Origin of the sequence: Streptomyces sp. UNOC14_S4 (genome assembly GCF_020740835.1) — a bacterium.
Taxonomy (GTDB): Bacteria; Actinomycetota; Actinomycetes; order Streptomycetales; family Streptomycetaceae; genus Streptomyces.
The window spans coordinates 1-1352 of the sequence record NZ_JAINFC010000921.1; the positions used below are offsets into that span (position 1 = coordinate 1).

General features: G+C 76.8%; 1 protein-coding gene. It reads left to right on the forward strand.

Annotation, left to right across the window (positions count from 1 at the left end; genetic code table 11):
* Window positions 1-96: 96 nt before the first annotated feature.
* Window positions 97-1352, forward strand: a 1256-nt coding sequence (locus tag K6I34_RS37030; protein ID WP_374231125.1) for a molybdopterin molybdotransferase MoeA, incomplete at its 3' end; no start/stop codon positions are given.

Below are 1352 nucleotides of genomic sequence, written 5' to 3' on the forward strand. Positions count from 1 at the left end.
CGCCGAGCCCCCGTCCCGGTGGCGGGGTCCCGGGACGGGGGCTCGGCGGGAGCGTTCGAGTTTTTGTTCAGGGACGACCCGTTCTGCGAGACCGGGATCTTCTCCTCGGCGTCCTCGGCGTCCTCGGCCTCCTCGCCCTCTGCTGCCTCTGCGGTCTCCGGGGCCTCGGAGGCGAGGCGTACGCCGGGCCCGCGGCCCGGCCCGGAGCCGGACACCGCGCCGGAGCCGCTTCCCGCACCGGCGCAGCCGCGCGAGCCGATTCCCGTCGTACCCGCCACTTGCCACGAGCCAGGTGTTGCCATGGCCGATCACCGGTCCCCGCATGCCACCCGTACCTCCTGGCAGCGCGCCCGGGCCGTCGCGGCGCGCGCGGGCGAGGTGCTGCCCACCGAGGAACGGCCGCTCGACGAGGCGCTGGGGCAGGTCCTGGCCGCGCCCCTGGACGCGCTCACCGACCTGCCGTCCTTCGACACCTCTGCCATGGACGGCTGGGCGGTCGCCGGGCCGGGGCCCTGGCGGCTGCCGCCGCAAGGGCACGGCGTACTGGCCGGTGACGACCGCGCCGGGGTGGAGCCGCTGCGCGACGGGCACGCCGTACGGATCGCGACCGGCGCGCGCGTACCGCCGGGGGCCACCGCCGTGCTGCGCAGCGAGCACGGGGTGGTGCGGGGCGAGGACGAGCTGTACGCCTCGCGGCACGTCGGGCACGGTCAGGACATCCGGCCCCGCGGGCAGGAGTGCCGGACCGGTGATCAGCTGTTGCCCGAGGGCACTCCCGTCACGCCCGCCGTGCTGGGCCTCGCCGCCGCGGCGGGGTACGACCTGCTGCCGGTCACCCGCCGTCCCCGCGTCGAGATCCTCGTCCTCGGCGACGAACTGCTGCGGGAAGGGCTGCCGCAGGGTGGCCGTATCCGTGACGCCCTCGGTCCGATGCTGGCCCCCTGGCTGCGTGCGCTCGGTGCCGAGGTGACCGCGACGCGGCGGCTCGGTGACGACGCGGACCTGCTGTACGACGCGGTCGGCTCCTCCCGCGCGGACCTGGTGGTGACCACGGGGGGTACGGCCTCCGGGCCCGTCGACCACGTGCACCCGATGTTGCGGAGGACCGGAGCGGAGCTGCTGGTCGACGGGGTCGCGGTGCGGCCGGGACACCCGATGCTGCTGGCCCGGCTCGCGCCGGGGCGGCATCTGGTGGGGCTGCCCGGCAACCCGCTCGCGGCCGTCGCGGGCCTGGTGACGCTCGCGGAGCCGCTGCTCGCCGCGATGTCGGGGCGAGCGGCGGGGGCCGACCGGATGGACCGGCCGGACCGGCCGGACCGGGTCGTGCTGAGCGAGTCCGTGGAGGGGCATCC